The organism is Streptomyces sp. NPDC091279, assembly GCF_044757465.1.
GTDB lineage: Bacteria > Actinomycetota > Actinomycetes > Streptomycetales > Streptomycetaceae > Streptomyces.
Genome location: NZ_JBIVVA010000017.1, coordinates 19,687 through 43,656 on the forward strand (window position 1 = coordinate 19,687; position 23,970 = coordinate 43,656).

Genomic DNA, 23,970 nt, shown 5'->3' on the forward strand with positions numbered 1-23,970 from the left:
TCCAAGGCCATGGAGGATCACGCGAGATGAGCAACAACCTCGACCCTGAGCCCCTGCGATGGATCAAGAGCACCTACAGCGGTGGCGAAGGCCAGTGCGTCGAGTGGGCCCCACAACACGCGGTCGCCACGGGCGAGTTCCTCGTCCGGGACAGCAAAACCCCCCACGGCCCCCGCCTCACCCTCACCACCACCAGCTGGGCCCAACTCATCGACGTCGCCCGCAACTCCGACGTGTAGCCCAAGCCTCGCCGCACAACCCAGCCCCGCCGCTCTCCCAACCCGGTTACGCGGCGGGGCTGTTCAACTTCGCTGTGAAGGAGTGGCACTCATGAACCGAGTCGATATCGCAGAGGTCTGGACAAGCTCCACCTACAGCCAAGCTAACGGTGGCGAGTGCCTCCAATGGGCGCCAGAACACGCCCAAGAAAACGGAGTTGTCCTCGTCCGCGACAGCAAGACCCCCCACGGCCCCCGCCTCACCCTCACCACCACCAGCTGGGCCCAACTCATCGACGTTGCAAGGAACTTCGACCTCTAGACCAGGTACCGCCACGCAACCGAGCCTCGGAGGCCGGGCCCGCCTACTCGTCCGCGGGCGCGGTGTCCGGGGCCTCGGTCGCCCGCCGCTGCGGACGCGGGGCAGCGCAGGACGGTTGGTTCGGTGGTCCGGGACGGGAGTGGTTGCCCAGGGGCTCGGTGGGCCCGGGCGTCCAGCAGGGTGTTGAGCTGGGAGACCACGCGGGCAGCGTCGTTGAGGGCCTCGTGGGACACGGGGGCGTCGCGCTCGGCCTCTCCGGCGTTGAACTGGACTGTGGCTACGCCGACTTCATCAATACCCCCGGCGTTTGGGGGCTCAATGGCCCAATACCCAACCGCACTTCGCAGCGCGCAGGCCAACCAAAAGCCAGCCCGCCCGGCGCTTGAGGGCGAGGCCGTTCAGGCCGGAACCCACGACGCGGCCACGTCCAGGACCGACCAGACAGGCCCGGCCCCCTCCTTACTCCCCCGCCGCCTCAACCCGCGCGACCGGCACCCCGAGTTCCCCCAGCCGCTCAACGGCCCACGCCACGGCCGTTTCCCAGCTGGACGCCCCCACCACACAAGGGAACCGCGTCCCCTGCTGATCCCGCTCCCAGCCGATCTCACCACCGGCAAGGGCATCCGCCTGGTCGAACCGGTCGGACTGCTCCGACGTCGGCTCACCCTCGGGGTACAGAACGAACGCCCACTCACGCACAGTTGCTGTGCCGACGGGTGAACTCATCGATCTTCCTCCCCTCCGTGCCCTGGTTCGTCGGCGTGGACCACACCTTGGTGCTGGCGGGACACGGACAGCAGATGACGTATCTCAGCTCGTCGCAGAGCGGCTTCCGTATCCGGCTTCGGATGCCGATCGCCGTCCACACAGCGATCTCCGTCATGCCCCCGTAACGAGCAACGGCACGACAGGACACCGCGCGGGAAACGATCCCGGTGCCGGTCCGAGGACAGCCCCAACTCCCCCTCCGTCACGCCCGGCGGACGCCCGGAAACGCCCAAGCGGCCTGCGTACTCGAACGCGAACATTCCGAACACAGGGAGAACGGAACAGGACCCCGCATCGCAAAATCCGTAAATATAGCGGCAGATCGCAACGAAACAGGTGATCGTTCGTTGAGCAACGCCCAGCCAGTCTCACTGGAGAGGCGTGTAACCGTGGCGGCCATTTGCCCGAACTGCCATCATCCGCAGGCGATCGCATACGTGGTCAACGAAGACGGAATCCATCCCCTCCAGTGCCTGGGGTGCGACACCTTCACCACCCATTCCCACCCCTACGGCCAGCTCCACGGAGCCGCACCCTGCGCCACCGGGGGTTGCCCCGGTTACGTACATGACGTCTACCGGTACGACAGCAGAGGCCGCTTGTCCGAACTGATCCGTTCCGGATGCCGGTTGTGCGGGACGGACAAGACGGGAGTGAATCATGCCCCAGTTGCAGGAAAACATCTCATGCCCGGTGCCCGGGTGCCCCGGGTCAAGAGCTGACGTCTGGGAGACGGACGAAAACGGAAACATGATCAGACGTCTCTATTCCGTCCCATGCAACATCTGCGGGAAATAACGTCGTTCACCTTCGTCAGTGGATGATGAACGGCGAAGTGGCCTCTCGCGCCCGCGCCTCCTCCCCGGAGCAACGGGGCTACCCCGCCGCCTCGACCCGCGCGACCGACACCCCGAGTTCCCCCAGCCCCCAACGGCCCACGCCACGGCCGCTTCCAAGCTGGACGCCCCCACCACACAAGGGAACCGCGTCCCCTGCTGATCCCGCTCCCAGCCAATCTCACCACCGGCAAGGGCATCCGCCTGGTCGAACCGGTCAGACTGCTCCGACGTCGGCTCACCCTCGGGATACAGAACGAACGCCCACTCACGCACAGTTGCTGTGCCGACGAGTGAACGTTCTGGTCTCTGGCGGCCTCGCGACCGGGGACGCCCACGGTCGAACCGCGCTCACCAGAAGCGTGTCCACAGCATGCGGGCCCGCGACCGTGGACGGCAGCAACTCCACGTTGACCCCGGTGAATCCGGCCTCGTCCAGAATTTTTGCCCAGACCTGTTCCTGGAGCACCCAGCGCCGCATCGTGGCCGCCTCCCCCTCCGGCGTCTTCGCCCGGACGTCGACAGCCACGACGTCCGGCTGCCCGGGGGCGCCGTCGACGCAGTGCGCCAGGGTGGAGAACACCAGCCGCCCGCCCGGCTTGAGGGCAAGAGCCGCCGCCCGCAGCAACTCACGCGGATCGGTGAAGTCAACCGCCCCGAAGACGCTGTACAGCACGTCGTAGCCACCGGCCGCCGAACGCAGGTACGACACGACGTCCGACCGAACGATGCTCAGGCGCGGCGCCAGATGACCGAACATCCCGGTGGCCATCTCGTACTGCGCCGGTGAGGCATCGACGGCGACGACCTGCGCGGCGTCGTGATGAACGGCAAGGTGGGCGGCGTGCCGAGCGCCCCCGGCACCGAGGTCGCCGACGACCCGTCCGGCCAGGTCGCCCAGGACTTCCGGTCCGGGGCCACCGTCCTGGCCCCAACCCCACCGGAAAACCCCGGGCACCTCTCGGTCGCTTTCGGCGCGGGTGCGGCCGTAGTGGTGCCAGAGGTCTGCCGAAGTGAACGTCACCCACACCACCCTGGCGGGTGAAGCCTCGCGACGAGGTGGTTCCGGGAAGTTTCACCCAGCGAGCGTGGGCCCCGGTCGCAGCCGGGGCCCACGCGTCTCCTCGATCAGTGCCCGTCGTTGCCGGGGTGACAAGGGCCGCAGCCTGCGGCATCCACCCACAGCGGCAGGTCGACCTCCCAGCCGTCGGACGCGATGAGGTCTGCCGTCCTCATCACCGAGCCGTCGTTCTTCATCTCGACCTCGGGCACGTGGTGCAGGAAGTAGCCGCCGTTGAAGCGGTCGCACAGTTCGGCGTACGCGACGGTGTCAAGGATGATCGTGTGGACGCCGATGTCGACGAGCTTGCTCGGAGCCAGGCCCAGGGAGGCGCCCCGGTGTTTCATCGCCGTCAGCAAGTAGGCGTACCCCTGGCCCAGGACGCGGGCCGCCATGAGCGAGTCGTACGGGTAGTCCCTGACGAGGAGCCCGACCTGCTTGTCCCACAGGTTGGCCTTCACGACCTCCCGCACCGAGCGGTCCCTGTCGGTCGTCGGATCGGTGGCCGGTAGGGATGCAACAGCAGTTGCCATGGTGCCTCCGATGAACGGTGCCCCGCGGTTCGGGGCTCTGCACCCAGCACACCGCGCCGAACGGGACGGTGGTGATCAGCTTGCTTGCCGTGCAAGGGATTTGCACGATGTGCAAGCTCTCTCGACGACTCTGCCCGGCATACGTACCGTGGAAGCCCCGGCCGTGCGGCGTGGGAGGGACCGGTGCCCGTTGACCCGCTCTGGAACAGCACAAGAGCACACGAGTTGGCCGCGCAGCGGCGCCCTGGCGCTCTCATCCGCCTCGGCCGCGAACACCAAGCCTGGACGCTCGCCGCACTTGGCGACCGGCTCGGATGTTCAGCAGCCACGGTCTCCCGGCTGGAACGCCGCGCCAGAGTCGTCGACCTGGCTTTGGTACACCGCGCCGCACTCGAAGTCGGCGTACCGCGACACATCCTGGTGAGTTCCCTGGCGCCACCCGCCTCGACAGCACCGGTGGCCACTAAGGTGACGGCCAGCCCGTACGCCGAGGAGGACCTGATGCGCCGCCGAACGCTGATCACCGCCACGGCGGCCGCCGGACCAGCCGCCCTCCTTCTGGGACTGGACGAGGCCTTGGCCGATACTCCCGCGCAGACCGGCACCGGACGGCTGAACGCCCGGCTGGTCACCGCCCGCGAGCTGTATGACAAAGGCACACATGGTCGTCTGCTCGCCGCGCTGCCCGGGCTCATCGCCGACGGGCACGCCGCTGTGGCCTCCCGTCGCGACCTTGATCAGGCCCGGCTGTCCTCCGTCTACAGCCTCGCCGCAGCCGTTCTGATCAAAGTCGGCTCCTACGAACAGGCTCGGCTCACGGCGGACCGCGCCCGCACCTGGGCCGAGGTATCCGGTTCCCCACTCGCGTCGGCCGCCGCCGTCAGGGAGTTGGCGATCGTGCTGCGCCACCAGGACCGCAGCAAGGAAGCGCAGCGCCTCATGTCGGCAGCCGCCGCCCGCCTGGAAGCCACGGGCCTGCGGTCCGACGCGTCGGCATCCGCGTACGCGCAGATGCTCTGCACCCTGGCCTACACCGCCGCCCGTGGCGGACACCGGGCCGAGGCACTGGCGATGACCGAGGAAGCCCATCGCGCCGCCCGCCGACTGCCACAGACCGCCCCGGCAGGACGTCTGTTCCCCATCAGCCCGGCCGCCGTCGACCTGTATGCGGTCGGCATCCACTGGGCCCTCGGAGACGCGGGCGCTGCCCTCGAAGCGGGGAAAGAGTTGCGTCCCGGGCAGTTTCCGACCGCCGAACGCAAGGCTCGCCTGGGCACCGACATGGCGCGAGCATGGTGGGCGTGGCAGCGACCGGCGCAGACCGCCCACGCGCTGCTGACCGCACACCGCGCCAGCCCCGGAGAGGTCCGGGACCGACCCGCCATCCGCCGCCTCATCCACGAGCTGGCAGAACGGCACCCCCGCGTGAGCGGCGTTCGTGAACTGCGTACCGCTGTACTTCAGCAGGACCGTCAACGCACCACGTAAAGACGGACCCAACCAGCCCGTCCGGCGTTTGAGGACACAACGGCCCGGCGCCGACCCCGGCTTCGTGACGCACGCCCGCCAAAACTCAGCCCGTCCGGCGCTTGAGGACACAACGGCCCGGCGCCGACCCCAGCTTCGTGACGCACCCCCGCCAAAGCAGCCCGTCCGGCGCTTGAGGACACCCTCGCCCCCGCCCCCTCCCGCAGCGCCCCCCAAACACCCCCGGAACCGACCCGATTCCTCCGGCGTTTACATGGGCAGGGACAGTGCGAATGCTCGGACTGCCAGCGATACTTGCGGCGACGTAGGACCACGGGGGAGGTCGAGAGTGACGCAGATGCCGAGAACCAGCCCGGCACCGGTGCCGGCACAGGCACCGGCACAGCCGCCGGCACCGGCATCCGCGCCCGTGCCTCCCGTGCCGTCCAGCCCCCCGGCCCGCCGCACCGCCTTCGCGGAGGGCGTCGATCAGTTGCGGGCCGCGGCCACCACCGAGCCCGGCCGGCTGCGGGTCATCGGCGCGCTCCTCGCCGTTCTCGTCGTCTCCTTCGGGGCCGTCACGGCGTGGCAGTTGACGGACCGGGCGTCGGCCGCCGACGACGTGCTCACCTCCAGCCAGCCGCTGAGTTCGGACGCGGCGGACATCTACCGGAGTCTCGCGGACGCCAACACCGCCGCGTCCAGCGGCTATCTGGCCGGGCTCCAGGAGAAACCGGCGACCCGCGAGCGCTACGAGGCGGACATCAAGAACGCCGCGTCGAAACTGGTGACGGCCGCCTCCAACTCCGACCCCGGGTCCTCATCTGCTTCCCTCATCGCGGAGTTGAACGACCTGCTCCCGGTGTACAAGGGCCTCGTCGAGACGGCCCGCGCCAACAACCGGCAGGGCTACCCGGTCGGCGGCGCCTATCTGCGCACCGCCAACGAGACCATGCAGCAGCAGATGCTGCCCGCCGCCGAACGCCTCTACCAGTTGGAGAACAGCCGGCTGCGGTCGGACTACGCGGACGCGAAGTCGTTCCCCTGGCTCGCGACGCTGCTCGGACTCGCCGCGCTGGCCGCCCTGCTCTGGACACAGCGCCGCACCTACCTGCGGACGAACCGGGTCCTCAACCACGGCCTGGTGACCGCGTCGGCCGCCACCGTCGTCGTGCTGCTGTGGATGGTCGTCGGGCACACGGTCGCCCGCGCGGGCCTCAACAGCTCCTACGACCACGGCGTGCGCTCCCTGGACGTGCTGCACGACGCGCGGATCGCGTCGCTGACGGCCCGCAGCGACGAGAACCTCGTGCTGGTGAGCCGGGGCGCCGAGACAACGACGGTCGACGGCAAGGTCGTTGACGCGTACGACGCGGGGTACGACCGGCAGATCGCGCGGCTCTCGGCGGCGTTGACGAAGGCGGCGGGGCTTGCCGACGACCAGGCGGGAAAGAAGCCTGTCGAGGAGGCCGTCACCGACATGAAGACCTGGCAGGCCCGCCACGCCCTGGCCCGCGCGGACAACGACTCCGGGAACTACCAGGCGGCCCGCGACCGGGTCATCGGCGCCTCGAAGGACCCGACGAGCGTGGTCTTCGACGGCGTCGACGAGGCGTTGAAGTCGGCCCTCGCGCATGAGGAGGGCGAGTTCGAGAGGTCCGCGCGGGGCGGCCGGGACGCGTTCACCGGGCTCCCGGTGGGCGCCGCGATCCTCGCGGTGCTGGGCGCGGCCGGCGCGGTGGCCGGCATCGGGCGCAGGCTGTCGGAGTACCGGTGAGCGGGAGGGAAGGGGGCGTGCGGATGAACGTACGGGAGCGAACGGCGTGGCTGCGCGCCGGCGTGCGCGGCTGGGGCGGGGTCGGCGCGATGGCCACCCTGTGCGCCCTGGCCGTGGTCTGCGCGCTGCTGCTGCCCCTGACCCAGGCCACCGGGGTGAGCGGCACCGGCCGGGCGGGTTCCGGGCTCGCCCGGGGTGTCCAGGCGCGCGCGGACACCTGTGAGGACCCGCAGGACCAGAGCCTGTCGCCGTCCGGTGGGGACGGTGAGAAGACGCCGACGCTGGACGCCATCAAGGGCCGCAAGGACCGGCGGCTGATCGTGGGCGTCGACCAGAACAGTTACCGCTGGGGCTATCTCGACCCGAACAGCGAGAGTGGGCAGCTGGAGGGCTTCGACATCGATCTGGTCCACCGGATCGCGAAGGATCTGCTCGGTGACCCGGACGCGGTGCAGTTCCGGGCGATCCCGACCAGCCGCCGGATCGACGCGGTCAAGGACGGCGAGGTCGACATGGTGGTCCGCACGATGACCATCTCCTGTGCCCGGCTCGCCGATGTCGCCTTCTCCGCGCCCTACTTCAGGACCGGCCAGCAGGTGCTGGCGCCGAAGAACTCGACGATCACCGGCTACGACACGTCCCTCGCGGGCAAGCGGATCTGCTCGGCCGACGGTTCCACCGCGCACGACGAGCTGGTCGCCGACCACAAGAACGGCCGCCTGCCCGCGTCCGCCGACATCGCCACCACCGTCCCGAGCCAACTGGAATGTCTGGTGCGGTTGCAGCTCGGCCAGGTCGACGCGGTCGTCACCGACGGTGCCCTCGCCGCCAGCCAGGCCGCGCAGGACCCGACGGTGGAGCTGAAGGGCGGCCTGTTCACCGACGAGTACTACGGCGTGGCGATGAAGCGCGGCGCCGACGACCTGGTCCGGCAGGTCAACCGCACCCTGGCCGCCTACATCAAGGACCCCGACGGCTGGCGCACGTCGTACGCCACCTGGCTGCACCCGACCCTGGACCAGGGTGACGAGAAGTCCACCTCGGCGACCCCACCCACGGCCCACTACAAGTGACCCGGCGGCCCGGCACCTTGACCACCCGGCCGCTCCAACTGCCCGCCCGCTCAGCCCACTTCGACCAGCCCCGCCGCGACTGCTCAACCGCCCCCGCCCTTAAGCCCGTTCCGTCCGTTCCGAAGTCCGTTCCGAAGTCCGTTCCGACCGTTCGACCGACAGCTGCGAGAGGTGATCGATGGGCGTCACGGACCCCGCCGGGCCGGTGATGGACCGGGACGAGGTGGACCGTGCGCTGGCGCGGCTCGGCGCGGAGCACGAGGCGATCGAGACGTCCCTGCTCGCCCTCCAGGACCACGCGGGCCGCCGCCTCCTGGAGGGCGCCGCGCTGACCGGCGTCACCAAGGACCGCTGGGCCGCCGCCGAGACGTCGATCACCGAGCTGTGGGCGTACTTCGACGCCTACACGGGCGCCCTGCGTGCCGCGCGCGCGATCCGCTCCCGGCGCCGCTGGTCCAGCCGCGAGGACCTGCTGGAGCTGACGGAACTGCTGCGCGGCGAGGCCGTCACGGTCGCCGGTTCGCTCGCCGGGGGCGCCGACTCGCCCGCGCTGCTGAGCGAACGGTTCTCGCTGGAGTCGTTGGTCGACCGGATGAACGAGCGGTACGCGGCCGGTCTCGACCTGGTGGTCGCGGCCGACGCGGTGTGGTCGGCGTTGCCCGCGCGGATAGATCTGCTCGCCGCCGAGCTGCGCCGCACGCGCGAGCTGGCGCACTCCGTGGGGGTGCGGCCCGGCGAGCATCCGGCGGGCGACGACCTGGAGCGGATCACCCGTGTGCTGACCATGCTGCGCGAGCGGGTGGTGTCCGATCCGCTGGCGTACTGGGTTGCCGCGTCCGGGAGTTCGGCGCCCGGCGGCGGGCGGCCCGACACCACGGTGTACGACCGTGAGGCGCGCGCCCTGGACGACGTGCGGCGCGAGATCGACGCCGTGCTCACCGTCCGCCAGGACGCCGAACAGCGCCTGGTGCGGCTGCGGGACCTGCTCGGCCGCGCCGACCGCACCCTCGCCGAGGCCCGCACCGCGCGCGGCGAGGTCCTCGCGAAGATCGCGGCGACCGAGGTGCCGGTGGTGAGCGGCCCGCCGACCGCGCTGCACGAGCAGCTGGCGGCGGCCTCCGAGTACCGCAGACACGCCCAGTGGCACCGCCTCTCGCCCCTCCTGGAGGCGCTGGAGGTCAAGGCCGAGGACGAACTGCTGCGCGCCCGCGAGTCGTTGACGGCGGTCACCGCGCCGCTCGCGGTCCGCGCGGAACTGCGTGGACGCCTCGACGCCTACCGGGCGAAGGTGGTCCGGCACGGGTTCGCCGAGGACCCGCTGCTGATCGAACGGTACGACGCGGCCCGCCGGATGCTGTGGAGCGCGCCCTGCGATCTGCGGGTCGCCGAGCAGACGGTCCTGCGCTACCAGCGGGCGGTGGCCGAACTCCTGGGCAGGCCCCGGGTGTTGGGCCAGGACGGGAACGGCGAGGGGGAACGGCGATGAGCCAGGCACTGCGGACCTGCCAACGGCGGGACTGCGAGGGCGCGTACGAGGACGTCGGCGGCGGCGAACTGTACTGCGACACCTGCGGGTTGGCGCCGGTGGTGTCGGCGACCGGCATGGTCGGCTCCCCGGCCACCGGCGTCACGGTCGGCCGTCGGCAGGGCCAGGGTGTGGGCCAGAACGTGGGCCGGGGCGTGGGCCGGGGTGCCGACTCGGGCTCGGGGCAGGGATCTTCGGGCGGCGACAGCTCCAGTTCCCGTACGTCGGCGCGGAGTTCACAGTCGTCGAAGTCCCGGCGTTCGGTGTCGGGGCGTATCTCGCGGGACGTGTCGGGGCGTTCCACCAGCCGTTCGGTGTCGGTGCGCAGCTCGGGGTCCGGCACAAGTACCGCCTCCCGTGGGCGACTTGGCGTCGGTCTGGTCCAGGTGCCGGACGTGCCGCGCCCCGATCCGCGCGCGATGGTGCTGGCCGACCCGGAGGTGCCGGAGCGCAAGCGGTTCTGCTCGCGCTCCGACTGCGGTGCCCCGGTGGGCCGGGCGCGCGGTGACCGGGCGGGGCGCACCGAGGGGTTCTGCACCAAGTGCGGGCACCCGTACTCGTTCGTGCCGAAGCTGAAGGCCGAGGACGTGGTGCACGGCCAGTACGAGGTGGTCGGCTGCCTCGCGCACGGCGGCCTGGGCTGGGTGTATCTCGCCGTGGACCGGGCGGTGTCGAACCGTTGGGTGGTCCTCAAGGGCCTCCTGGACACCGGCGACCAGGACGCGATGGAGGCGGCGATCTCCGAGCGGCGGTTCCTCGCGGAGATCGAGCACGCCAACATCGTGCGGATCTACAACTTCGTCGAGCATCTGGACGCGCGCACCGGCTCCCTGGACGGCTACATCGTCATGGAGTACGTGGGCGGCAAGTCGCTGAAGGAGATCGCCAACTCCCGTCGTACGGCGGACGGTCGGCGTGATCCGCTGCCGGTGGAGCAGGCCTGCGCGTTCGGCATCGAGGCGCTGGAGGCGCTCGGCCATCTGCACAGCCGCAACCTGCTCTACTGCGACTTCAAGGTCGACAACGCGATACAGACCGAGGACCAGCTGAAGCTGATCGACATGGGCGCCGTGCGCCGCATGGACGACGAGGTGTCCGCGATCTACGGCACGGTCGGCTACCAGGGCCCCGAAGTCGCCGACGTGGGACCGTCGGTGGCGTCCGACCTGTACACGGTGGCACGGACGCTCGCGGTGCTGACGTTCGACTTCCAGGGCTATACGAACGCCTACGTGGACTCGTTGCCCGACCCGGACGGCATCGAGGTGTTCCGCCAGTACGAGTCGTTCTACCGGCTGTTGGTGCGGGCGACCGACCCGGACCCGGCCCGCCGGTTCGCCTCCGCGCAGGAGATGGGCGAGCAGCTGACGGGCGTGCTGCGCGAGGTCGTCTCGCTCCAGTCGGGGCGGGCCCGCCCGGCCCTGTCGACGCTGTTCGGGCCCGAACTGAAGGTCACCGACACGGAGTTGTTCCCGGCGCTGGAGGGTGACGTGTCGCGCCTGGGGGCCCGCCCGGTGCGGGTGCGACGCCGGTCCCGCACCGCCGTTCCGCCGTTGCCGTCCCTCGCGCCGGGCCTCGTCGAGCCGGTCGACGCCGCCGCTGCCGCGCTCGCCCTGCCGGTGCCCCGGATCGACCCGGCCGACCCCGACGCCGGTTTCCTGGCGGGCCTTTCGACGACCGCGCCGCCCGAGCTGCTCGCGGCCCTGGCGGCGGCCCCGTCGGCGTCCGTGGAGACCCGGCTGCGGCAGATCCGCGCCTGGCTGGAGAACGGCGACTTCGGCGCCGCCCTGAACGCGCTGGCGGCGCTGGAGGACGGGCGGCCCGACGACTGGCGGGTGATCTGGTACCGGGGTGCGGCGGCGCTGGTCACCGGCGACCAGGAGGAGGCCGCGCTCGCCTTCGACGCCCTCTACGACGCCTTCCCCGGCGAGATCGCGCCCAAGCTGGCGCTGGGCCTGTGCGCGGAGGTGCTGGGCCAGTTGGACAACGCCGCCGAGTACTACCGGCTGGTCTGGTCGACGGACCCGGGTTATGTGAGCGCCGCCTTCGGGCTCGCCCGGGTGCAGTTGGCCGGCGGCGACCGGCGCGGGGCGGTGCGTACCCTGGAATCGGTGCCGGAGTCGTCCATCCACTACACGGCGGCCCGGGTCGCGGCGGTGCGGGCGCGACTGCGGCAACGGACCGCGGCCGCCGGGGACGTACCCTTCCTGGACGACCTGAGCGCTTCGGCGGGGCAGGTCGAGGCGCTGGACGCGTACGGGCTCGACCCGGCGCGCCGGGAGCAGTTGTCGGCCGAGGTCCTCGGGTCGGCCCTGGACTGGATACTCTCCGGAGGCCAGGGCACGGGCCCGGTGGCCCACGGCGGGCTGCTCGGCAGCGCCCTCGACGAGCGGGGACTCCGCTTCGGCCTGGAGCGCTCGTACCGCACGCTGGCCAGACTGGCGCGCGGTGGCGAGGAGAGGATCGACCTGGTGGAACGTGCCAACCGTTACCGCCCCCGGACGTGGGTGTAGTTGATGTCGCAGATGTCCCGACTGACCGCGTGCCCGAGCTGCGAGTGGCCGCTCGAATCGGGCGACCGCTTCTGCGGCGCGTGCGGATACGACCTGTCGGCGGTCCCGGCGCGCCCGGACGACCAGCCGACCGTCGTCCTCGACGGCGTTCCACCGGCGCCGGATTCGGCCCTGTCGGCCGTCCCGCCGCCCGCGGACCGGGCGGGCAGCTCCCCCGCGCCCGCCGCCGCGTCGGGGACCGGGGTGCGCTTCGACCGCCCGGCCGAGCCCGACGAGTACCCGTTGCAGGCCCCGGACCCGCGAACGGCCGAGCAGGCGGCGCCCGTTGCCCCGGTGGGCCCGGGCGGGGCGAGCGCCGTGTGCGTGGCGTGCCGGGCCGGGCGCGTCGATCACGACGGGTACTGCGAGAACTGCGGGCACGCCCAGCCGCGTGAGCGTGACCACATGGAGCAGGAGGTCGGCCCGATCGCCGCCGTGAGCGACCGGGGTCTGCGTCACCACCGCAACGAGGACGCGTTCGCCCTCGGCACCAGCACCCTGCCGGACGGCTCCCCGGTGTCGGTGGCGATCGTCTGCGACGGCGTCTCCTCGGCGACCCGCCCCGACGACGCCTCGCTGGCCGCCTCCCGCGCCGCGAGCGCGTCGCTGCTCGCCGCGCTGCCCCAGGGGGCCCATCCGCAGCAGGCGATGCACGAGGCCATCGTCGCCGCCGCGCACGCGGTCAACGCGCTGGCCGCCGAGCCCGCCACCGCCCTGGAGCAGGGCCCGCACCAGAACGCGCCCGCGTGCACGCTGGTCGGCGCGATCGTCACGCCGGGGCTGCTGACCGTCGGCTGGGTGGGCGACAGCCGCGTCTACTGGGTGCCGGTGGACCGTTCGGCGCCGGCCGCCCGGCTCACCGAGGACGACTCGTGGGCCGCCCAGATGGTCGCGGCGGGCCTGATGAACGAGGCCGAGGCGTACGCCGACGAGCGGGCCCACGCGATCACCGGGTGGCTCGGCGCGGACTCCTACGAACTGGAGCCGCACACCGCGTCGTTCAAGCCGGACCGGCCGGGCGTGGTGGTGGTGTGCAGCGACGGGCTGTGGAACTACGCGGAGGGCGCCGAGGAGATGGCCGAGGCCGTTCCGGCGGACGCCGCCACGCGCCCGTTGCACGGCGCCCGGGTGCTGGTCGGCCACGCGCTGGACGGTGGGGGCCACGACAACGTAACAGTGGCGGTCCTGCCGTTCCCGGTGGTGCCCCAGGGGGCAGGATCGGCCTAGCGGGCCGCGTCAGGGGCGAGCGGCGGCGGACCGGTGGGGACCGGACCGCGGCGCAGGGCACTCCGCCCATCAGGACTCCGCCGACTCCGGCGGTATGAGGGGGATGTGAGTAGGCATGGCCAATTTCTCGAAGTCGAACGTGCCGCAGTTCTCGGTGGACGTGTACCAGAACGAGTACCTGCCGGAGGGCGGCCGTGAGGTGAACGCGATCGTCACGGTCACCGCCACCGGCGGCGGCACCGTCGGCAGCGCGAGCGCCTCGGGCCCCCTCTACTCGCCCGGCCGGAGCCCGTCGGCCGCGGTGGCCCTGATGGTCGACTGCTCGGGCTCGATGGACTATCCGCCGACCAAGATGCGCAACGCCCGTGACGCCACCGCCGCCGCCCTGGACACCCTGCGCGACGGCACCCACTTCGCGGTGATCGGCGGCACCCATGTCGCCAAGGAGGTCTACCCGGGCGGCGGCCGCCTCGCCGTGGCCGACGCCACCACCCGGGACCAGGCCAGACAGGCGCTGCGCAAGCTCAGCGCGGGCGGCGGCACGGCCATCGGCACCTGGCTGCGGCTGGCGGACCGGCTGCTGGCGTCGGCGGACGTGGCGATCCGGCACGGCATCCTGCTCACCGACGGGCGCAACGAGCACGAGTCGGCCGTCGATCTGAAGGCCACCCTGGACGCCTGTGCCGGGCGCTTCACCTGTGACGCCCGTGGCGTCGGCACCGACTGGGAAGTGAAAGAAGTCACAGGCATCGCCTCGGCGCTGCTCGGCACCGCCGACATCGTCGCCGACCCGGCCCAGCTCGCCGCCGACTTCACGCGGATGATGGAGGGCGCGATGGGCAAGGAGGTCGCCGACGTCGCCCTGCGGGTGTGGACGCCGGTCGGCACGTCGATCAGGTTCGTCAAGCAAGTCGCGCCCGCCGTCACGGAGTTGACCGACCGGCGGACCGAGGCGGGGCCGCGTGCGGGCGACTATCCCACCGGTTCCTGGGGCGACGAGTCCCGTGACTACCACGTCTGCGTGGAGGTCCCGGCCGCCGGTCTCGGTCAGGAGATGCTCGCCGCCCGCATCTCCCTGGTGATCCCCCAACCCGACGGAACGGCACAGAAGTTGGGCGCGCAGGGCCTGGTGCGGGCGGTGTGGACGGACGACATGGCCGCCTCGACGTCGATCAACGCCCAGGTCGCCCACTACACAGGTCAAGCCGAACTGGCCCAAGTCATCCAACAGGGTCTCGATCTCCGCAAAGCGGGCGATATCGATGGAGCAACGGCCAAACTAGGCAGGGCCGTTCAGCTCGCCAGCGCCTCCGGGAACGCGGATACCGCGAAACTCCTTTCGAAGGTGGTGGACGTGGTCGACGCCGCGACCGGTACTGTGCGACTGAAGGCGAAGGTCGCGGAGGCCGACGAGATGACTCTCGAAACCCGGTCCACAAAGACCGTTCGTGTAAAAAAGTGATCCTGAGCCGACCTTGAACCACCGAGCCAGGCTTTGACAGAGAGGGGGAAGCGCCGACATGCCGACCTGCCCGAACGGACACCAGTCGGGTTCCGACGACTGGTGCGAGGTCTGCGGTCACCGCATGGCCGGTGCCGTACCCCCGCCGCCTCCGCCGCCGCCCCCGGCGGGCGGTGGCTACGGCTTCCCGCCGCCGCAGGGCGGACGCCCGAACCCGGCCGCGGCCCCCGAGCTGTGCCCGCAGTGCCGTACGCCCCGCGAGGGCGGCGCGCCGTTCTGCGAGGAGTGCCGGTGGAACTTCCTCACCAACACGGCGACCTCGTACACCCCGGCCGCCCCGCGCCCCGCCCCGGGCCCCCCGCGCTTCCAGCAGCCGCCGGGCCCGTCGTACGGCGGCGGTGACGCGTACGAGTACCAGGGCTCCCGCCCGTCCCAGGTGAACCGCCCGGCCGAGCCGATCCCGCCCTTCGGCGACCCGTCCCGCCCGGACCAGCCCCCGTTCGCGACGACCCCCGGCCCGCCCCCGCCCCCGAACTTCGGCGCCGGCCCACCCCGAGCCGACCAACAGCAGGGCCAGCCCCCGTTCACCCCGAACTTCGCCGGCGGCCCACCCCGGGACGACCAGCAGCAGGGCCAGCCGCCGTTCGCCACGAACCCCGGCCCGCCCGCCCCCCCGAACTTCGCCGGCGGCCCACCCCGCCCGGACCAGCAGAACCAGCCCCAGCCCCCCTTCGGCAACGGCCCGACCCGCCCTGACCAGCAGAACCCGTCGGGCCCCCCGAGCCCCCCGAACTTCGGCGCTCGCCCGGACCAGCCCCCGTTCGCCACGAACCCCGGCCCGCCCCCGCCCCCGAACTTCGGCGGCGGCCCCCCGGAATTCGGCGCGAACCCGGCCCGCCAGCCGTCGCCGCCCGCGCCCCCGCAGGCGTTCCACCAGCCGGGCCCCCCGGCCCCACCGCCCTTCCCGCAACAGGGCGGCCAGGCCTTCGGCGCGGCCGACGACGACTGGGTGATCCCACCCCCGACGAGCGGCCAGGCAGCACAGGGCCCCCAGGGCGGCCAGGGCGGCCAGGGAGGCCCCGCAGCGGGCGGCTACGGCTACCCCCAGCCGCCCCAGAGCGCCCAGCCCGCCCAGACCCCACCGGCGACCTGGACGGCGACGATAGGCCCGGACCGCGAGTACTTCATGGCGATGATGCAGCGCTCGGGACCGGAGGCCACGGGGCTCAACCTGCCCGCCTACTCCCCCGAGCAGCAGCGCACGCTCACCGGCAACCAGGTCACCATCGGCCGCCGCCGCCACTCCACCGGCGACACCCCCGACATCGACCTGGCGGTCCCGCCGGAGGACCCGGGCGTCTCCCACCAGCACGCGGTCCTGGTCCAACAGCCGGACGGCAACTGGGCGGTCGTCGACCAGAACTCCACCAACGGCACCACCGTCAACGGCGGCGAAGAACCCATCCAACCCTTCCTCCCCATCCCCCTCCAGGACGGCGACAGGGTCCACGTGGGCGCCTGGACGACAATCACGATACGGCGGGGCTAAGCCCGGGCCGGGTCGAGCGGTAGGGCCCGGCTACGGCTGACGGCCGGGGTACAGCTGGCGCTGAGGTAAGCCGGGACCAGTCCGGCGGGGGCCAGCGGCACAGCCACGCTGCGGCTGACGGGCGCGGGCAGCTGGCGCTGGGATGGGGCGGGGCCGGTCTGGCGGAGGCCAACAGGACGGGTCCGTGCGGCCGACGGTCGCGGTCCAACGGGGCTCAGGCCCGGCGGGGCCAGTCCGGCCCAGGCCAGCCGTGCCGCCTCTCCTGGCGGTCCGGCCGTGCCCGCTGGCGCCGTGGCCGGCGGGGTCAGCTCGGCAAGGGCCAGCGGTGGCGTCCGTGCGGTCGGTCCAGCCAGGCCCATTGTTCGTCGGCGTCGATGCTCACGCCGTAGCGTTCCCGCACTGGACGTCCCTCGCGTTCCCAGAGGGCGTAGGCGTCCGACGGGGTGAGAACGTCGCCGGTGAGGGCCCGCAGGAAACGGAACAGGTCGTTCCCGGCGGCCGGGCCCGGCACCTCGTCGGAGGCGTGCGCGCCCGGCGCCCGTTGCCCCGCCCCGCGCAACGGCACGAAGTAGGCGGGCGTGTGCAGGAACCGTCCCTCGGCGTGCGCCGCGTCGCTCACGGTCAGCGCGAGCAGCCCGGTGGCGACCGGCGCCAGCACCCTGGCACCGGGCACGCACTGGGCGAGCCAGGCGCGCGGAACCGAGCTGAGCGCGCAGGTCGCGATGATCCGGTCGAAGGGGGCGCGTTCGGGGACCCCGCGCGCCCCGTCCCCGGTGACGACAGCCGGACGGTACCCGGCGGCGGCCAGGTGCTGCCGGGCGCTCTCGGTGATCTCCGGGTCCAGATCGACGGTCGTGACGAGGTCGTCGTCGCCGAGCCGGTGGGCGAGCAGGGCCGCGTTGTAGCCGGTGCCCGCGCCGACCTCCAGGACCCGGTCGCCGTCCCGCACCCGCAGTTCGGTGAGCATCAACGCCATCAGCGAGGGCTGGCTGCTGGAGGAGACCAGTTCCCCGTCCCGCACCCGGGTGGCCAGCGGAACGTCGTCGTACACCCCGCGCAGCCACTCCTCGCGGGCCGGCGGATCGGGGGCGGCACACCAGCGCCGTTCGTACGCCCCGGCGACGACGACGTAGTAGTACGGCACGAACAGATGCCGGGGAACGACGCGGAAGGCGTCCCGCCACACGGGGTCCCGCTTGCAGACGCCCCGGGCGTCGATCTCCCGCACCAGCGAGCCCCGCGCCACCTCGGCAACCCCGCTCACGTGATCGTCGACACCCATACCCCCACTCTGACCTCTCACCCCCCACCCAGCGACCGCCCCACCCTCCCCAAGACACAGCCCTGCCACCCCCTAGGGACGCCGGCCCCTTCCCGAGACACGGCCCAGCCACCCCCCTAGGGACGCCGGCCCCTTCCCGAGACACGGCCCAGCCACCCCCCTAGGGACGCCGGCCCCTTCCCGAGACACGGCCCGGCCACCCACCCAAGGAGCACGGGGCTGTATCGACATGCGGCTCCGCCGCGTGGGCGCGACCAGCCACAACGGCGCCGCACCCGACCGACCACCGCAGGCCCCCCGCCCAGCGATGGACTTAGGTCTGGAGACCTGGTCCGCCCCGTCTGCGACCATAGAACGCGTGACAGAGATTCGGCGCGGCACGCTTCAGGAGCAGACCTTCTACGAGCAGGTCGGCGGGGAGGAGACCTTCCGCCGCCTCGTTCACCGTTTCTACGAGGGGATCGCCACAGACCCGCTGCTACGCCCGATGTACCCGGACGACCTGGGCCCGGCCGAGGAACGGATGCGCCTGTTCCTGATGCAGTACTGGGGCGGCCCGACGACGTACAGCGACAACCGCGGCCACCCCCGCCTCCGCATGCGCCACGCCCCCTTCACCGTGGACCGCGCAGCCCACGACGCCTGGCTGCGGCACATGCGGGACGCCGTCGACGACCTCGGCCTCTCCGAGGAACACGAGCACACCCTGTGGAACTACCTGACGTACGCGGCGCAATCGATGATCAACACCCCGGAGTAACCCGGCAGTTGGCCCGGCCGATACCCCCCTGCTCCACCCTCGGCCCGGGCCTGACTCCACTCCCGCCCCGGCGCGGCCGGACCCACGGCGTTGGTGCCGTATCCCACCGAGCCGCCCACGCCACACTCCCGCCCCGCGCCACACACCCGCCTCGCCTCGCCCCGCGCGGACGCGCAACGTTCAGCGGACGCTGACGTCGAGCGCGCCGAGCCCCCCAAGTCCCGCGCGCCGCACGGCGATCGAGCCATAGGGCGTACGCAACCGCTGCCACGCGCCCGCCACGACCAACGTCACCGGGACCCCGGGCCGCAGGAACCCGAGAGACTGGGCGGCGTGCACCGCCCGCACCGGCAGCCGCGTCCGCCCGACCGTACGGGACCAGATCTCCCGCCCGATCCGGTCGAGTTCGGCACGGGTCCGCCCCTCGGGCGTCAACTCCTGCGTGCGCGACCGGAATTCAGCGACCCCGGCCCGGACGAGGGCGTACAGCGCGTCCGGCGCGGGAAGCCCGTTCTCGGACTGCCAGCCGCCGCGAGGGGGCAGCACACCGGCCCACGGCGGCCCCGTCACGGCCGCCGGAACCCCGACCGTGAGCGCCGACTCGTCGACGGATTCGAGGAGTTCACCGGCGGAGACGGTCACGTCGAGGGCGACGTCGAGGCCGTTCTCGTACGGCTTGGCGAGGCGGACGGCACGGACGGCCAGCACCTCGAAGGACGGCGGACGCCCGAAGACGGCGAGCGCCGTGCCGAACGCCTGGAGGCGCACCGCGGCCCCGCGGTCGTAGTGGATCAGCCGAGAGAGGAAGGCCGCGAGGTCCGCCGCCTCCCCCTCGTCGGCGAGATGGAGGACCGTCATGCGGCGACGGCCTCCTCCTTGTCGTCCCGGTACTCGGCCAGGAACTCCCGTTCCTCCGCGGTGATCCGCCGCGGCCGCTGGGCGGCGAAGTCGAACGGCACGATGACCGTCGAGGCGGTCACATAGATCTCGTCGCCGTCCTTCACCTCGTAGCGGATGGTGAAGGACGCCGCGCGTACTTCGGTGACCCACAGCTCGATGTCCACGGGCGCGTGCCGGTGGACGAGCTGCCGTTTGTAGTCGATCTCATGGCGCGCCACCACGGACCCCTGCTGGAAATTCTTGTCGGGGCGGAACAGGAAGTCGATACGGGCTTCCTCCAGGTAGCGGAGGAAGACCACGTTGTTGACGTGGCCGTACGCGTCCATGTCCGCCCAGCGCAGCGGGCAACGGTAGGTGTGCCGCAAGGTCGATCAGCCCCGGGTCAGCTTCTTGTAGGTCGCCCGGTGCGGACGCGCCGCGTCCGGGCCGAGGCGCTCGATCTTGTTCTTTTCGTACGACTCGAAGTTGCCCTCGAACCAGAACCACTTCGAGTCACCCTCGTAGGCGAGGATGTGCGTCGCGACCCGGTCCAGGAACCACCGGTCGTGGGAGACGACCACGGCGCAGCCGGGGAATTCGAGGAGCGCGTTCTCCAGCGAACCGAGGGTCTCGACGTCGAGGTCGTTGGTCGGTTCGTCGAGGAGCAGCAGGTTGCCGCCCTGCTTGAGGGTGAGCGCGAGGTTGAGGCGGTTGCGCTCACCGCCGGAGAGCACCCCGGCCGGCTTCTGCTGGTCCGGGCCCTTGAAGCCGAACGCGGACACGTACGCGCGCGAGGGCATCTCGACGTGGCCGACGTTGATGTAGTCCATCTCGTCGGAGACGACGGCCCACAGCGTCTTCTTGGGGTCGATGTTCTCGCGGCTCTGGTCGACGTAGCTGATCTTGACGGTCTCGCCGACCTTGATCGAACCGGAGTCCGGCGTCTCCAGGCCCTGGATCATCTTGAACAGCGTGGTCTTGCCCGCGCCGTTCGGACCGATGACGCCGACGATGCCGTTGCGCGGCAGCGTGAAGCTCAGGTCGTCGATGAGGACCTTGTCGCCGAAGGCCTTGCCCAGCTTGTTGACCTCGACGACGACGCTGCCCAGGCGGGGGCCCGGCGGGATCTGGATCTCCTCGAAGTCCAGCTTCCGCATCTTGTCGGCCTCGGCGGCCATCTCCTCGTACCGGGCGAGGCGCGCCTTGGACTTGGCCTGCCGGCCCTTGGCGTTGGACCGCACCCAGTCCAGTTCTTCCTTGAGCCGCTTGGCGCGCTTGGCGTCCTTCTGGCCCTCGACCTTGAGGCGGGTCGCCTTGGTCTCCAGGTACTTGGAGTAGTTGCCCTCGTAGCCGTGCAGGCGGCCGCGGTCGACCTCGCAGATCCAGCCGGCGACGTTGTCGAGGAAGTACCGGTCGTGGGTCACGGCCACGACGGTGCCCGCGTACTTGGCGAGGTGCTGCTCCAGCCAGTTCACGGACTCGGCGTCGAGGTGGTTGGTGGGCTCGTCGAGGAGCAGCAGGTCGGGCGCCTCAAGGAGGAGCTTGCAGAGCGCGACGCGGCGCTTCTCGCCACCGGAGAGGTTGGTGACCTGCCAGTCGCCGGGCGGGCAGCCCAGCGCGTCCATGGCCTGCTCCAGCTGGGCGTCGAGGTCCCAGGCGTTGGAGTGGTCCAGCTCCTCCTGGAGCTTGCCCATCTCGTCGAGGAGCGCGTCCGAGTAGTCGGTCGCCATCAGCTCGGCGATCTCGTTGAACCGGTCGAGCTTGCCCTTGACCTCGGCGACACCCTCCTGGACGTTCTCCAGGACGGTCTTCTCCTCGTTGAGCGGGGGCTCCTGGAGCAGAATGCCGACGGTGTAGCCCGGGGACAGGAACGCGTCACCGTTCGACGGCTGCTCCAGCCCGGCCATGATCTTCAGCACGGTCGACTTACCGGCACCGTTCGGGCCAACGACGCCGATCTTCGCCCCCGGCAGGAAGTTCAGGGTGACGTCGTCGAGGATCACCTTGTCGCCGTGCGCTTTGCGCGCCTTGCGCATGGTGTAAATGAACTCAGCCAAGAGAAACCGTCCGGCAGCTTGAAATCAGGCAGTGGGCAGATACACCCCATCTTGCCGTACGTCCACCCTCGGGTGGTAACCCGTGTGGGCTAGGCGCTCCACGGGCAGCGCCTGACCTGTCCCTCAGACGCCCGCCATCGTCCGCCACGGCCGGGCCCCCGCCCGCACGACGAGCCCCTCAGCCCTGTCTGGCCCCTCCGGCCTTCCCGGCCGCCGCGGCTGCTTCCTCTTCCCTCTTCCGGACGACGACCAGGGCCGCGCCGCCGATCACGACGAAGGCGATGGCCAGGCCCGCGATCAACGGCGTCGCGGTGGAGCCACCGGTCGCGGCGAGGTTGGTGGTGGTGTCGTCGCCGACCCCGCCCACCGTGGCCGGGCTCGGCTCGCTGAGGGTCTGCGTCGCCGTGCCGGTCCCGCCGGTCTCACTGCTCTGCGTCTTGCAGTCGAGGACCCCGCTGAACCGCTTCTCGGGCCCGCCGGGCGCGCTGATCGCGAAGTCGTACGCCTGGTCCTCCTGCAACGGCACCGTCACCGTGCGCGACGCCTGCGCCGGGATGCTGTACGCGGCGCCCATCAGGGTGAAGCCGAACGCCTCGTCCCCCGTGTTGACGGCGGTGATGTCGAGGCCGCTCTTGGCGCAGTTCGTCACGGCGGACAGGGCCGGTACGGCGCCCTGCGTCGCCCAGGTCGCGCTCGCCGTCGCGGAGACCGTCGACTCGCTGGACCCGGCCAGGATCTGCGTCTGGCTGCGGCTCTCGGAGACCAGGGCCCGGCCGACCGGCACGGTGGTCGAGGCCCCCACGGTCAGCTCGGCCGACCCGTCCGCCGCGCCCTTCGGGACATCGAAGAAGACCTGGCTGCCGTCGGCCGCCGAGGTGATCGCCTCGCCGTCCTTGCCGACGATGCGAACGCCGGTGGTGGCCGCGTCGGCGGGCGGGGTGAGCGTGACGCCGTTCGCGTCGGTGTGCACGGTGACCGGGCCGAGCAGTTCGCCGGGGTGACCGGAGACCGCCGGCGGGTCGAGGGTGAGGGACCCGGTGGGCTCGGGCAGGGAGACGGCGCTCTTCTCCAGGTAGTCCGCGAGCTTCTCGGCGCCCGGGTCCACGGCGTCGACGTCGGCGCCGTCCGAGTAGCGCCAGATGGCGACCTGGGTGCCGGCCGCCGCGTCCTGTTCGGTCAGTGCGCCCTTGACGCCCGCCTTGGCGGCGAGCGAGGCGAGGTCGTTGACCTGGGGGTAGGAGTTCCGCAAGATCCAACGGATCTTCCCGGCCTGCTTGTTGGCGGCCAACGAGGTGCCGCTCCACGGGGTCTCGTGGTAGCGGGCGTCCCGCTGGGTGGGGTTCTGCACGTCGACGCAGTAGGTCTGTAGGGTGCCGCCGCCGTCGACGGACATCTCGAACAGACCCGCCGAGACGTCCTGGTCGCCGGTGGCGTCGTGGAGCACGGCGGCGCCGTACGTCTTGAGTCCGCCCATGGTGGCGGCCACCCCGCCCTGTCTCGGTGCCGTTCCCGTCTCCTCGGCGGCCGCCGTCCCGGCCCCGGCCAGCGCACCGGCGGCGAGGAACCCGGACAGCAGCGTCACGGCGGCGAGTCGGGCCGTGGCCCGCTTGCGCACGGACGACACAGAGAACACAGAAAGCACCAAATTCCCCTTCGAGCAGGACCCGTTGACGTGGGGGGTGTGGTCCCACCAGCAGAATCAGAAGCCCCGAGGGCCGTGGTCGGCATCCTAGGGACGCGGTCGCGCCACCCCTCCCGGTCCGGGTGTCGGACCGCCGATCCGACTTTGAATCGTTATCGCCGAGAGGGCCTTTGAGCAGGGCTTATCGACAAATCCACCGGGTTGTTCGGCATGCATCGGCCGATAAGCCGCACTCGGGTTCAGCGCGGGGCACGAGGTGACATCACGTCATCACGGCGGGTTCCGGGCCGGGTTGGTCGACGAGATCGGCGGGCGGCTCCGAAGTGTCCGGCGCGGAGTCCCAGTTGGGCTCGGAGCGAGGCTCCGGGGCCGTCGCCGTCTCCGGTTTGTTCGGCCGTCGGAACGCCGAGGTGCCTCGGGCGAGGTCGTGCCCGATGGCCACGGCGTCCAGGTCGGCGGAGGTCCAGTTCTGGCCCTCGCGGGTGTCCGTGCGGACTTTCAGGCGGCCCTGCACGATCACGGGGTCGCCGATGCCGAGTGACGCGGCGGCGTTGGCGGCGAGTTGGCGGTTGGCCCACACCGTGAAGAAGTTGGTGTGCCCGTCGGTCCAGGTGTTCTTCTCCCGGTCCCAGTACCGCGGGGTCACCGCCAGTCGGAACCTCGCGGACGGGCCCGAGGCCAGGTCCCGGTACACGGGTTGCGTGGCGACGTTGCCTACGGCGCAGATGATCGTCTCGTTCATGGGTGTTCGTCCCTCCCGCGCCCACGGGGACGTCCCGTGTGGCGGCTGGTGTCTTGCGGCGATCCCGTTCACCGCGCAGCCAGCTTGCCCCGGTCGGATCACCCCCGCTCCGCCCTGTGGACAACCACCCCACCTGTGGAAACCCACCCCACCCAAACGAGCGACCCCGCCGCCCCCAACACGCCCCCAGGTCGGCAGGGCTGACCGCACGCCGGGAGGCACCGAGCCCTGCCCGTGGA

General features: G+C 71.6%; 21 protein-coding genes. 12 read left to right on the plus strand and 9 right to left on the minus strand.

Annotation, left to right across the window (positions count from 1 at the left end):
* The first annotated feature begins 26 nt into the window (after window positions 1-26).
* Both ACIQOU_RS32970 and ACIQOU_RS32975 read left to right on the plus strand, forming a co-directional pair.
* On the plus strand, window positions 27-239 hold the full coding sequence (locus ACIQOU_RS32970; RefSeq protein ID WP_401543007.1) for a DUF397 domain-containing protein: 213 nt from the start codon (window positions 27-29) through the stop codon (window positions 237-239).
* Window positions 240-330: 91 nt separating this feature from the next.
* Complete coding sequence (locus ACIQOU_RS32975) at window positions 331-540, plus strand: DUF397 domain-containing protein (RefSeq protein WP_401543009.1); 210 nt, start codon at window positions 331-333, stop codon at window positions 538-540.
* A 459-nt stretch (window positions 541-999) separates the two neighbouring features.
* On the opposite strand, the gene ACIQOU_RS32980 is transcribed toward ACIQOU_RS32975, so the two are convergent.
* Window positions 1,000-1,266, minus strand: coding sequence for a hypothetical protein (locus ACIQOU_RS32980; RefSeq protein ID WP_401543012.1), 267 nt, complete (start codon window positions 1,264-1,266; stop codon window positions 1,000-1,002).
* Between ACIQOU_RS32980 and ACIQOU_RS32985 the strand changes: the two genes are divergently transcribed.
* The gene (locus ACIQOU_RS32985; RefSeq protein WP_401543014.1) at window positions 1,257-1,433 is read left to right on the plus strand and encodes a hypothetical protein; all 177 of its coding nucleotides are present in this window, start codon (window positions 1,257-1,259) and stop codon (window positions 1,431-1,433) included. The two genes, ACIQOU_RS32980 and ACIQOU_RS32985, sit on opposite strands and share 10 nt — an antisense overlap.
* A 979-nt stretch (window positions 1,434-2,412) precedes the next feature.
* Here ACIQOU_RS32985 and ACIQOU_RS32990 read toward each other — a convergent pair.
* Both ACIQOU_RS32990 and ACIQOU_RS32995 read right to left on the minus strand, forming a co-directional pair.
* The gene (locus tag ACIQOU_RS32990; protein ID WP_401543017.1) at window positions 2,413-3,168 is read right to left on the minus strand and encodes a class I SAM-dependent methyltransferase; all 756 of its coding nucleotides are present in this window, start codon (window positions 3,166-3,168) and stop codon (window positions 2,413-2,415) included.
* A gap of 104 nt (window positions 3,169-3,272) precedes the next feature.
* A complete protein-coding gene (locus tag ACIQOU_RS32995; protein WP_401543020.1) occupies window positions 3,273-3,737 on the minus strand; it encodes a glycine-rich domain-containing protein in 465 nt (154 codons plus the stop codon).
* A 183-nt stretch (window positions 3,738-3,920) separates the two neighbouring features.
* On the opposite strand from ACIQOU_RS32995, the gene ACIQOU_RS33000 reads away from it, so the two are divergent.
* The 8 genes from ACIQOU_RS33000 to ACIQOU_RS33035 all read left to right on the plus strand — a co-directional run bounded on the left by ACIQOU_RS33000 (window position 3,921) and on the right by ACIQOU_RS33035 (window position 16,369).
* Window positions 3,921-5,225, plus strand: coding sequence for a helix-turn-helix domain-containing protein (locus ACIQOU_RS33000; protein ID WP_401543023.1), 1,305 nt, complete (start codon window positions 3,921-3,923; stop codon window positions 5,223-5,225).
* 337 nt (window positions 5,226-5,562) lie between these two features.
* Window positions 5,563-6,981 carry a hypothetical protein gene (locus tag ACIQOU_RS33005; RefSeq protein ID WP_401543026.1) on the plus strand — a complete coding sequence of 473 codons (1,419 nt, stop codon included), beginning with the start codon at window positions 5,563-5,565 and terminating at the stop codon, window positions 6,979-6,981.
* A gap of 23 nt (window positions 6,982-7,004) precedes the next feature.
* Window positions 7,005-8,054, plus strand: a complete 1,050-nt coding sequence (locus ACIQOU_RS33010; protein WP_401543029.1) for a glutamate ABC transporter substrate-binding protein — start codon at window positions 7,005-7,007, stop codon at window positions 8,052-8,054.
* Window positions 8,055-8,232: 178 nt separating this feature from the next.
* Window positions 8,233-9,540 (plus strand): hypothetical protein, encoded by a 1,308-nt coding sequence (locus ACIQOU_RS33015; protein WP_401543031.1) that lies wholly within the window; start codon window positions 8,233-8,235, stop codon window positions 9,538-9,540.
* Window positions 9,537-12,092, plus strand: a complete 2,556-nt coding sequence (locus tag ACIQOU_RS33020; RefSeq protein ID WP_401543033.1) for a tetratricopeptide repeat protein — start codon at window positions 9,537-9,539, stop codon at window positions 12,090-12,092. The genes ACIQOU_RS33015 and ACIQOU_RS33020 overlap by 4 nt, the downstream gene beginning before the upstream one ends.
* Entirely contained in the window at window positions 12,093-13,358 is a 1,266-nt protein-coding gene (locus ACIQOU_RS33025) for a PP2C family serine/threonine-protein phosphatase (protein ID WP_401543036.1), read from the plus strand.
* A 115-nt stretch (window positions 13,359-13,473) separates the two neighbouring features.
* Window positions 13,474-14,820: a VWA domain-containing protein gene (locus tag ACIQOU_RS33030; RefSeq protein WP_401543039.1), complete on the plus strand. Its 1,347-nt coding sequence runs from the start codon at window positions 13,474-13,476 to the stop codon at window positions 14,818-14,820.
* A 58-nt stretch (window positions 14,821-14,878) separates the two neighbouring features.
* Window positions 14,879-16,369, plus strand: a complete 1,491-nt coding sequence (locus ACIQOU_RS33035; RefSeq protein WP_401543042.1) for an FHA domain-containing protein — start codon at window positions 14,879-14,881, stop codon at window positions 16,367-16,369.
* Between the two features lie 304 nt (window positions 16,370-16,673).
* On the opposite strand, the gene ACIQOU_RS33040 is transcribed toward ACIQOU_RS33035, so the two are convergent.
* Window positions 16,674-17,651: a methyltransferase domain-containing protein gene (locus ACIQOU_RS33040; RefSeq protein ID WP_401543045.1), complete on the minus strand. Its 978-nt coding sequence runs from the start codon at window positions 17,649-17,651 to the stop codon at window positions 16,674-16,676.
* Window positions 17,652-18,009: 358 nt separating this feature from the next.
* On the opposite strand from ACIQOU_RS33040, the gene ACIQOU_RS33045 reads away from it, so the two are divergent.
* Window positions 18,010-18,411, plus strand: coding sequence for a globin (locus tag ACIQOU_RS33045; RefSeq protein WP_401543048.1), 402 nt, complete (start codon window positions 18,010-18,012; stop codon window positions 18,409-18,411).
* A 180-nt stretch (window positions 18,412-18,591) separates the two neighbouring features.
* Here ACIQOU_RS33045 and ACIQOU_RS33050 read toward each other — a convergent pair whose 3' ends face one another.
* The 5 genes from ACIQOU_RS33050 to ACIQOU_RS33070 all read right to left on the minus strand — a co-directional run bounded on the left by ACIQOU_RS33050 (window position 18,592) and on the right by ACIQOU_RS33070 (window position 23,731).
* A complete protein-coding gene (locus tag ACIQOU_RS33050; protein WP_401543051.1) occupies window positions 18,592-19,269 on the minus strand; it encodes a hypothetical protein in 678 nt (225 codons plus the stop codon).
* Window positions 19,266-19,676 carry an acyl-CoA thioesterase gene (locus tag ACIQOU_RS33055; RefSeq protein ID WP_401543053.1) on the minus strand — a complete coding sequence of 137 codons (411 nt, stop codon included), beginning with the start codon at window positions 19,674-19,676 and terminating at the stop codon, window positions 19,266-19,268. The genes ACIQOU_RS33050 and ACIQOU_RS33055 overlap by 4 nt, the downstream gene beginning before the upstream one ends.
* 6 nt (window positions 19,677-19,682) lie before the next feature.
* Window positions 19,683-21,347, minus strand: coding sequence for an energy-dependent translational throttle protein EttA (gene ettA, locus ACIQOU_RS33060; RefSeq protein WP_401543056.1), 1,665 nt, complete (start codon window positions 21,345-21,347; stop codon window positions 19,683-19,685).
* Between the two features lie 178 nt (window positions 21,348-21,525).
* Window positions 21,526-22,989 carry a Cys-Gln thioester bond-forming surface protein gene (locus ACIQOU_RS33065; RefSeq protein WP_401543059.1) on the minus strand — a complete coding sequence of 488 codons (1,464 nt, stop codon included), beginning with the start codon at window positions 22,987-22,989 and terminating at the stop codon, window positions 21,526-21,528.
* A 262-nt stretch (window positions 22,990-23,251) separates the two neighbouring features.
* Window positions 23,252-23,731, minus strand: coding sequence for a single-stranded DNA-binding protein (locus ACIQOU_RS33070; protein ID WP_401543062.1), 480 nt, complete (start codon window positions 23,729-23,731; stop codon window positions 23,252-23,254).
* Window positions 23,732-23,970 lie beyond the last annotated feature (239 nt).